Genomic DNA, 8,670 nt, shown 5'->3' on the forward strand with positions numbered 1-8,670 from the left:
CCCATTGTGCCCACGGCTTCGAGATCATCCAGCGTAGTAATTTTACTGGTGGCGTGGCGACTGAGAGACAAAGGCAGGTCGTCTTTGCCGATGCCGTGCCCGTCATCACGAACGCGAAGCAGCTTAATGCCACCCTGCTCGGCATCAACATCAATATGCTGAGCACCAGCATCCAGCGAATTTTCGACCAACTCTTTAATGATATTGGCTGGACGTTCTACAACTTCGCCCGCAGCAATCTGGTTCGCAAGACGTGGCGATAACAGGTGTATTCGGCTCATAGCTCAGACTGAAAGTTCAGGAATTTGGAATACGCAGTTTCTGGCCGACTCTCAGCGAGTTACTGCTCAGGCCATTCAGTTTGCGCAGCTCAGACATTCCCATGCCGCTGCGAACTGCCAGCTCAGAAAGAGTGTCGCCACTACGGACTGTGTATTCGATGTATTGTTGTGCTGCTTTCTTACGCGCCGCCATCAAGGTTCCGGCCGGAGGATTATTCTGAAAATAATCTTTAATGCCGTTGAAAATCGCACGCGCCATTTTCTTCTGGTAAGCGCTGGTTTTCAGCTGCCGGGCTTCGCCAGGGTTTGAAATAAATCCTGTTTCTACCAGTAGCGCCGGCATGTCCGGTGATTTCAGTACGACAAATGCGGCTTCTTCGACGTTCTTCTTGTGCAGTTTACTGATCTTGCCCATTTCCTGCAGAATTTCATCGCCAATCGAAACACTGGCGGTGCGCTTATGCGTCATCGACAGATCCAGTAACGTCATCGCCAGGTGATCCTCACGATCACCAATGCTGACACCACCAATTAAGTCGGACGAATTTTCTTTGTCGGCAAGAAAGCGTGCCGTCTCACTGGTCGCTCCCCGGTCTGACAACACAAATACCGAGCTACCGCTGGCACTGGGGTGCTTAAACGCATCGGCATGAATAGAGACAAAGAAATCGGCATTCGCTTTACGGGCTTTTTCTGAGCGCTCACGTAAGCCGATGTAGTAATCGCCGGTGCGGACCATAAAGGGGGCAAAGCCAGTTTCCTGATCCAGCAGGCGTTGCAGTTCTTTGGATATCGCCAGAACCACATGTTTTTCCATCACGCGGCCAGGGCCAAGGGCTCCGGGGTCTTCGCCGCCGTGCCCGGCATCGATGGCAATAATAATGTCACGCTGATCGGTTTCGTAGGTTTCTGCTTTCTTAACGATATCAGGCGCACTCATAGACGCCTCTGACAGAGGACGTTCAAGATCTACGACCAGACGATGGTGAGACACCCCTTCAGAAGGGGGTAACGGGAAGCTGCGATATTTCATCGTCGCGCGGGTTTCTACCACAAGACGCAGGTCGGTCTTGTTGCGGCGTCCACTGCGTACACGAATCACTTCGCTGGAATCGTCGGCTACCTTTTCTAACGACGACATTTTCAGAGACGCATTTTTAAGGTCAACGACGATGCGATCCGGCCCGGTCAGCTGGAAGATTTTATGTTCGTGCGGTCCGCTGAGATCGAGCACCAGACGGACTTTATCGGGAGACTGCCAGATACGTACGTCGCTGACGTCTGCCCATACTGGCAGCACACAGAGTGTCACGACGAAAAACGCGATCAGCCGCTTAATTATTCCTGCCATTCTTTTACCAGCTGCTGCAGTTGCCTGTTCCACTGTGCCCCTTTATCTGTCTCTGCCTGCCAGTTGAGGATACGTGCCTCACCTACATCGTCAATATGAATCGCAAGATCGGCCTCGGGCAATACACCGCGCCCACGCTCAGGCCACTCGATCAGGCACAAAGTTCCATCCGTCAGATATTCGCGAATCCCCATGTACTCAAGCTCTTCCGGATCACCCAGACGATAGAGGTCAAAATGGCAGACCCGACCATCCGGCAGATCGTATTCTTCAACCAGAGTATACGTCGGGGACTTCACCGGGCCTGTATGACCAAGCGCCTGAATCAGCCCACGACTCAGGGTAGTTTTGCCAGCGCCCAGAGTACCTTCGAGAAATACCAGGCCACCGCCCGTCAGTATTGAAGACATACGGCCTGCAAAACTGACCATTTCATCTTCGCCGGTCAGGCGTATCTGGCCAGTAGTCTGTGGATTGCTCTCAGTCATCAGTTCACCAATTGTCGGATAAATGGCATCAGGTCTGTCGCAAGAAGTCCGCGCGTCCCGGACTCCGCTGCCGCGAGATCAGCAGCTGCGCTGTGCAGGCAGGCGCCACGAACAGCCGCCTGCCATGGCGTTAACCCTTGAGCCAGAAGCCCGGCTATCACACCCGTAAGAACATCACCCATTCCGCCGGTCGCCATGCCCGGGTTGCCATCAGTGCAGATCGCCAGCTCGCCTTCGGGAGAAGCAATGATACTGCCCTGCCCCTTGAGAATAACAACCGCATGGTATTTCTCAGCAATTGCCTGCGCCGCACCGAGGCGATCGGACTGGATATCCGCTACGGACTTGTCCAGCAACCGCGCAGCTTCGCCCGGATGCGGAGTCATCACGACGTCGCGCTCGGGAAATTCCGTCTGCCAGCCCGGAGAGGCAATAATATTCAATGCATCGGCATCCAGCACGACCGGATAGTCACTCTGAAGAACCTGCTGCAGAAGCAACTCTGCCCAGCTGCTGCGCCCGAGTCCGGGGCCGCAGGCCAACACTGACACTTTTTCCATCAGGGGCTGCATTTCAAGCCCGGCATTAATCGCCGCCGCCATACACTCCGGGCGCCGACCAAGCACCACAGAGACATTAGCCGGACGCGTCGCGCAGGAGGTCAGGCCTGCGCCGGTACGACAGCAGGCGTCCACGGCCATAGCAATAGCACCGCCGAAGCCGGTTTCGCCGCCAATCAGCAACGCATGGCCATGGTTTCCTTTGTTGGAGTTACCGCGTCGGGAATACAGTAAGGGGCCATCCTGAGTAAGCGTGTGATAACTCACTCGTTGCGCCAGTACAGAAACCGCTTGCCGCTCTGCATCGGTTAACCCGAGAGCCGCGTAGTGAAGTTCACCACAGCAGTCCGGGCCGTCGCAGGTCAACAGACCTGGCTTCATACCGATAAAGGTCATCGTCGCATCTGCCTGAACCACATGGCCCATAATCATGCCGGTACTGGCGTTCAGGCCAGAAGGAATATCAAGAGCGAATACCGGCGCCTGGTGTTCGTTCATCGCCTTAATCGCTTCGGCAAACTCACCCCGTACGACCGCATTCAGGCCTGTACCTAATAAGCCATCAACCAGAAGGTCAGCATCTGCGGGCAGATTGCCATCGAATTCACGGGCAACGACACCGGCGCTCTCGGCCATGTGCCGGGCATCGGTCGCCGATGGGCTTTGTCGGGTAACATCGCCAAGCATCAGAACAGTTACCGACAGGCCCTGCTCGACTGCTAATGCAGCGATTACCCAGCCGTCACCACCGTTATTGCCAGCACCGGCAAGAATGCACAGGTGCTGCGCTTCGGGCCAACGCTCACGCAGGCATTCAAATGCCGCTTCGCCAGCCTGTCGCATCAGACTGTAGCCATTGTCTCCCATGCGCTGAATAATCAGCCGGTCGAGCTCCCGTACGCCAGCAACGCTGTCGATGTTTCCGGGAAGATGGTCATAGCCTGTGTAAGGTCGCTTCATCGCGGTTGGGCCTGCGCTTGTGATACATTGCCGGGATTATATAAGTCCCAGGGCAGCCCGGCCAGAATGACATCCTCCAGGACAGTACTTACCCCAGAACAACTACAGAAGTTGCGTGATGATATTACGCAATGGTCGCTCGAGGCTGGCTTTCAGCAGTGTGGGTTCAGTAGCGTCGATACAGGTGAGCACGGCGATCGTTTACAACAGTGGCTGGATGCCGGTTATCACGGTGAAATGAGCTATATGGCCGATCACGTGACGGAACGGGGACCGATGCGTGCTCTGCCCGATGAGCTGCTTCCCGGCACGCTCAGTGTGATCAGCCTGCGCATGGATTATCTGGCGCCCGGTGTTGAGGTAGCTAAGCATCTGCAGGATAAAAACAATGCTTATATTTCTCGTTATGCGCTGGGGCGCGATTATCACAAGTTAATCCGCAAACGCCTGACGCAACTCGGAAAACGCATTCAGTCTGAGATTGGCGATCTTGGTTTCCGCGCCTTTGTCGACAGCGCACCCATTCTCGAACGAGCCCTCGCAGAACAGGCAGGAATCGGCTGGATTGGTAAAAATACCATGGTTCTTAACCGTGAGGCGGGCTCGTATTTTTTTCTGGGTGAGATTCTTACAGACCTGCCGCTCGAGCCGAATGACACGCTACTGAAGAATCATTGCGGCCGCTGTACCTCGTGTCTGGATATCTGCCCGACTCAGGCCTTTGTCGGCCCTTATGTTCTCGACGCGAGAAAGTGTATTTCTTACCTGACCATCGAACTCGATGGCCCTATTCCCAAAGAACTTCGTAGCGGCATCGGCAACCGTATTTTTGGTTGCGACGACTGCCAGATTGGCTGCCCGTGGAATCGCTTCAGTAAAAATAGCGAAGAACCCGACTTCACCCCTCGCCACCAGCTGGATAAAGCAACATTGCTTGAACTGTTCCAGTGGGATGAAGAGACCTTTCTGAAAAAAACCGAAGGTATGCCGATCCGGCGAACCGGTTACGAGAACTGGATGCGGAATATATCGGTAGCGTTAGGAAATGCCCCACAGAGTATTGAAGTGCAGGAAGCGTTGAAAAATCAGAAAGGGAAAATATCAGGCCTGGTTGATGAACACATCAACTGGGCCCTGCAACAGCAGGGCCACTAAAGACCATCGTTTCTGGTTAACTTAACGATTACCTATCACTGACGCAGTGCACGCAGCATCCAGGCCGTTTTCTCGTGCAGGCTCATACGAGCCGTCAGCAGATCAGCCGTACCTTCATCGAAGACTTCGTCAGTCATTTTGATAACGCTACGACAGGTGCGTACCACCTGCTCGTGGCCTTTCGTGAGAATATCGACCATCTCGTTAGCTTCCGGTACACCGTCCACTTCTTCAACGGAGCTCAGACGCGCAAACTCTTTGTAAGTACCTGGCGCGGTGAACCCCAGAGTACGGATTCGCTCGGCGATATCATCCACGGCTTCCGCCAGCTCGGTGTAGTGCTCTTCAAACATCAGGTGTAATTCACGAAACTGAGGGCCAGTGACGTTCCAGTGGAAGTTGTGGGTCTGCAGATACAGGGTGTAAGAATCTGCCAGAACTTTACTCAGACCTTCTGCAATCTGTTTACGGCTTTCTTCATTAATACCAATATCGATCGAAGTCATACGTGTACTCCTTCTGAAAATGAATCACTCCCTTTTAGTGACAGGGCCTGTTTCGCTTTGTTCCCAAAATATGTACTGGAAACATTTGACGCTTCTCTGGAGCTCTGCCAATGTCGATGCTCTTCCGTTACAAATATTTCCTCAATATTGCCTGAACAAGAGTGCAGCATATGGCGAACACGAATCTGACGTCTGTCTTCAGTAATAAACTTATCTGGATTACCGGAGCGTCTTCCGGCATTGGTGAACAACTCTGTTATGACCTGAGCAAGCTGGGTGCTCGCCTGATCCTGTCTGCCCGTCGAACAGACGAACTTGAGCGGGTAAGAAGCGCCTGCCAGAGCCCGGAATCACACACTGTTCTGCCGCTCGACATGTTGAATGAAGCCGATGTAATCAGCGCGGCTGACAAGGTGACCAACGAACTCGGCACCGTAGATTACCTGTTCAATAACGCAGGTATCACACAACGCTCGCTGATCAATGAAACCGATGCGGATATCTATCGCAAGGTGATGGAGCTGAATTATTTCTCGCAGGTGACGATTACACGCAAAATCCTTCCCGGCATGCTTGCCCGTGGTTCAGGACATATCGTAACTACCTCCAGCATAGCCGGGCTGATCGGTATTCCTTACCGGTCGGCTTACTGTTCATCGAAGCACGCCATTATTGGTTTTATGGATTCTTTGCGCTCTGAAGTACACGACAAAGGTCTGCGCGTAACAACACTCTGCCCGGGCTTCGTGCGTACCAATATTATCGATACCGCCCGCCGCGAAGGCACGGCTCAGGAGAAGGTTGAGGACACCGTCATCAAAAATGGCATGGCTGTCGATGAGGCGGTGGCCGAAGTCTTAGATGCCGTCGCCAACGAGAAAGAACAGGTGGTCATCGCTAAAGGCAAAGAAGGCATGGGCCCTATAATTAAACGTCTTTTCCCGAGTGTGATTTATAAGATGGTTCGGAAAATGGCATTAACCTGATTCCTCCGCCAATGAACTTGTAAGCAGAAAGCAGGTCAACTTTCGCAGGAGGTGAATTATGAGTAAACAAGCCGTTATATACCGTATGGTGATGGAAAAACACATCTGCCCTTTCGGTTTAAAGTCTCTCGACCTGCTGAAACGTGAAGGGTTTGAGGTCGAAGACAACTGGTTAACCACCCGGGAAGAAACCGACGCGTTTAAAAAAGAACATCAGGTTGAAACCACACCACAGACCTTTATCGATGGCGAACGCATTGGTGGTTACGACGCTCTGAAGGAGCACTTTGGCAAAGCACAAAGCAAAGAAAAGACGACCAGCTACACGCCGGTCATTGCGATTTTCTCCGTCGCTCTTCTGATGGCTCTGGGCGCTTCTCACATGTTAAGTGGAAGCTTCTTTGGTGCCCGATGGTTTGAGTTGTTTATCGCCTTCAGCATGTGTGTGCTGGCTATCCAGAAATTGCAGGACCTCGAAGCCTTCTCTTTGCAGTTCCTCGGGTATGACCTGCTGGCACAGAAGTACGTCCCCTATTCAAAGATCTACCCGTTCGCAGAGGCATTCGCCGGCATAGGTATGATCGCTATGGTGTGGACACCACTGGTTGCGCTTGTCGCCTTATTCATCGGTAGTATCGGCGCAGCATCCGTCTATAAAGCCGTTTATATTCAGAAACGGGAGCTGAAATGTGCCTGTGTAGGTGGCAACAGCAACGTCCCTCTTGGTGCGATATCCATGACGGAAAACCTGATGATGGTAGGAATGGCGCTCTGGATGCTTCTGTTTCGTTGATTTGATGCTTCTGTGAATCAACTTTCAGCTGAAAGAAATAAAAAAAGCGCCCCAGCATTTTTGCTGGCGGCGCTTTTTTCTTACACGGCTAAAAAGTGCTTACGGTAGTGCTGCATTTCAGCGATGGATTCACGAATATCATCCAGCGCCTGATGCGCCCCTTTCTTCTCGAATGAAGAGACAGCTTCGGGCTTCCAGCGACGTGCTAACTCTTTCAGCGTGGATACATCGATATTGCGGTAGTGAAAGTAGCGTTCAAGCTCAGGCATGTACTTCACCAGAAAACGTCGGTCCTGGTGAATACTGTTGCCGCACAGTGGCGATGCGCCCTCTTTAACGTGCTCTTTCAGAAAGGCGATGGTCGCCAGCTCTGCGGCACGAGCGTCCTGCGTACTGTCTTTGACCCGCTGAGTAAGACCTGAGTTACCATGGGTACGGGTGTTCCATTCATCCATCGCATCCAGTAATACGTCGGGCTGATGCACCGCAATCACAGGCCCCTCAGCAATAACGTTGAGGTCACTGTCGGTCACGATCGTCGCGATTTCAATAATGACATCCTGCTCTGGCTCAAGACCTGTCATCTCCAGGTCCATCCAGACCAGATTATCTTTCTGACTCATGTCGCATTCTCAGTAAGTATGTTGGTGATATCAGTCTAGCAAGTTGCACCAAACCCAGCCAACCGCGACAATAGCGCCATCTCACAAATCAGAGCGGATATGGCAAAGCGCAAACTAAACCGGCGTCAGGCCTGGCGGATTGAAAAAATCCAGCAGGAAAAGGCTTCACGAGCCAAACGCAAAGAGCGTGATATTTCAGATCAGCTGAGCGCAGGCGAACTGGGTGAAGAGATGCATGGGCTGATTATCGCCCACTTCGGGTCGCAGGTTGAGGTTGAAGACGAACACCGCACCCGCTACCGCTGTTTTCTCCGCGCTAACCTCGGCTCTCTGGTCACCGGCGATCATGTCGTGTTCCGCCCGGGGCCTGAGAATAACGGTGTACTGACCGGCGTCGTTGAGATGGTACAGGAGCGTGAATCTGAATTATCACGCCCAAACCCTTACAACGAGATCAAACCCGTCGCAGCGAATATCGACAACATTCTGCTGACCATTGCTCCCGAACCTCACGCCCACCGCAACCTGATTGACCGCTATCTGGTCGCTGCTGAGAACTGTGGTATCGAACCGATTCTGCTGCTCAATAAAATCGATCTGATTGACGAAGAGATTCAGCCGTACTTCGACGAGTTGCTCGGCGACTACGAAGTGCTGGGTTACCGGTCTTTGCGTGTATGCAGCAAAGACGAAGACAGCCTGGCTGATCTGAAAACCTTCCTGAATGACCGGGTCAGTGTCTTTGTTGGTCAGTCTGGGGTCGGCAAATCGTCTCTGATTGCGACTCTGCTTCCGGGGGAAGACCTGCGCATTGGTGCCTTGTCTGAGAATACCCGTAAGGGCAAGCACACAACCACGACAGCACGCCTATATCACTTCCCTGCTGGCGGTGATCTTATTGATTCTCCGGGGATTCGTGAATTCGGGCTATGGCATATGTCGCCAGAAGAGGTGATGTACGGTTTCC

Annotated in this window: 10 protein-coding genes; 4 read left to right on the forward strand and 6 right to left on the reverse strand. The window is 52.9% G+C overall.

The window, feature by feature from the left end; all coding sequences use genetic code 11:
• The 4 genes from B2067_RS14450 to B2067_RS14465 form a co-directional block, all read right to left on the reverse strand.
• Nucleotides 1–281 (reverse strand): ATP-binding protein (locus B2067_RS14450; protein ID WP_301388931.1); only part of this gene is annotated, 281 nt, incomplete at its 3' end.
• A gap of 16 nt (nucleotides 282–297) precedes the next feature.
• Nucleotides 298–1,632: an N-acetylmuramoyl-L-alanine amidase gene (locus B2067_RS14455; RefSeq protein ID WP_068437331.1), complete on the reverse strand. Its 1,335-nt coding sequence runs from the start codon at nucleotides 1,630–1,632 to the stop codon at nucleotides 298–300.
• The gene (gene tsaE, locus B2067_RS14460; protein WP_076516521.1) at nucleotides 1,620–2,120 is read right to left on the reverse strand and encodes a tRNA (adenosine(37)-N6)-threonylcarbamoyltransferase complex ATPase subunit type 1 TsaE; all 501 of its coding nucleotides are present in this window, start codon (nucleotides 2,118–2,120) and stop codon (nucleotides 1,620–1,622) included. The genes B2067_RS14455 and tsaE overlap by 13 nt, the downstream gene beginning before the upstream one ends.
• Entirely contained in the window at nucleotides 2,120–3,640 is a 1,521-nt protein-coding gene (locus tag B2067_RS14465) for an NAD(P)H-hydrate dehydratase (RefSeq protein ID WP_301388932.1), read from the reverse strand. Before B2067_RS14465 ends, tsaE begins: the two co-directional genes overlap by 1 nt.
• A gap of 66 nt (nucleotides 3,641–3,706) precedes the next feature.
• On the opposite strand from B2067_RS14465, the gene queG reads away from it, so the two are divergent.
• Complete coding sequence (gene queG / locus B2067_RS14470; protein WP_301388933.1) at nucleotides 3,707–4,795, forward strand: tRNA epoxyqueuosine(34) reductase QueG; 1,089 nt, start codon at nucleotides 3,707–3,709, stop codon at nucleotides 4,793–4,795.
• Between the two features lie 35 nt (nucleotides 4,796–4,830).
• On the opposite strand, the gene B2067_RS14475 is transcribed toward queG, so the two are convergent.
• Nucleotides 4,831–5,301 carry a Dps family protein gene (locus tag B2067_RS14475; RefSeq protein WP_068437323.1) on the reverse strand — a complete coding sequence of 157 codons (471 nt, stop codon included), beginning with the start codon at nucleotides 5,299–5,301 and terminating at the stop codon, nucleotides 4,831–4,833.
• Nucleotides 5,302–5,471: 170 nt separating this feature from the next.
• Here B2067_RS14475 and B2067_RS14480 point away from each other — a divergent pair, with 170 nt between their 5' ends.
• Nucleotides 5,472–6,287, forward strand: a complete 816-nt coding sequence (locus tag B2067_RS14480) for an SDR family oxidoreductase (RefSeq protein WP_301388934.1) — start codon at nucleotides 5,472–5,474, stop codon at nucleotides 6,285–6,287.
• A gap of 58 nt (nucleotides 6,288–6,345) precedes the next feature.
• Nucleotides 6,346–7,080 carry a glutaredoxin gene (locus B2067_RS14485; RefSeq protein ID WP_301388935.1) on the forward strand — a complete coding sequence of 245 codons (735 nt, stop codon included), beginning with the start codon at nucleotides 6,346–6,348 and terminating at the stop codon, nucleotides 7,078–7,080.
• Nucleotides 7,081–7,160: 80 nt separating this feature from the next.
• On the opposite strand, the gene orn is transcribed toward B2067_RS14485, so the two are convergent.
• Nucleotides 7,161–7,703: an oligoribonuclease gene (orn, locus tag B2067_RS14490; RefSeq protein WP_068437311.1), complete on the reverse strand. Its 543-nt coding sequence runs from the start codon at nucleotides 7,701–7,703 to the stop codon at nucleotides 7,161–7,163.
• A 99-nt stretch (nucleotides 7,704–7,802) separates the two neighbouring features.
• Here orn and rsgA point away from each other — a divergent pair.
• On the forward strand, nucleotides 7,803–8,670 hold an 868-nt coding region (gene rsgA / locus B2067_RS14495), incomplete at its 3' end, for a small ribosomal subunit biogenesis GTPase RsgA (protein ID WP_301388936.1).

Source organism: Thalassolituus sp. UBA2590 (assembly GCF_002339775.1).
Lineage (GTDB): Bacteria > Pseudomonadota > Gammaproteobacteria > Pseudomonadales > Oceanobacteraceae > Thalassolituus.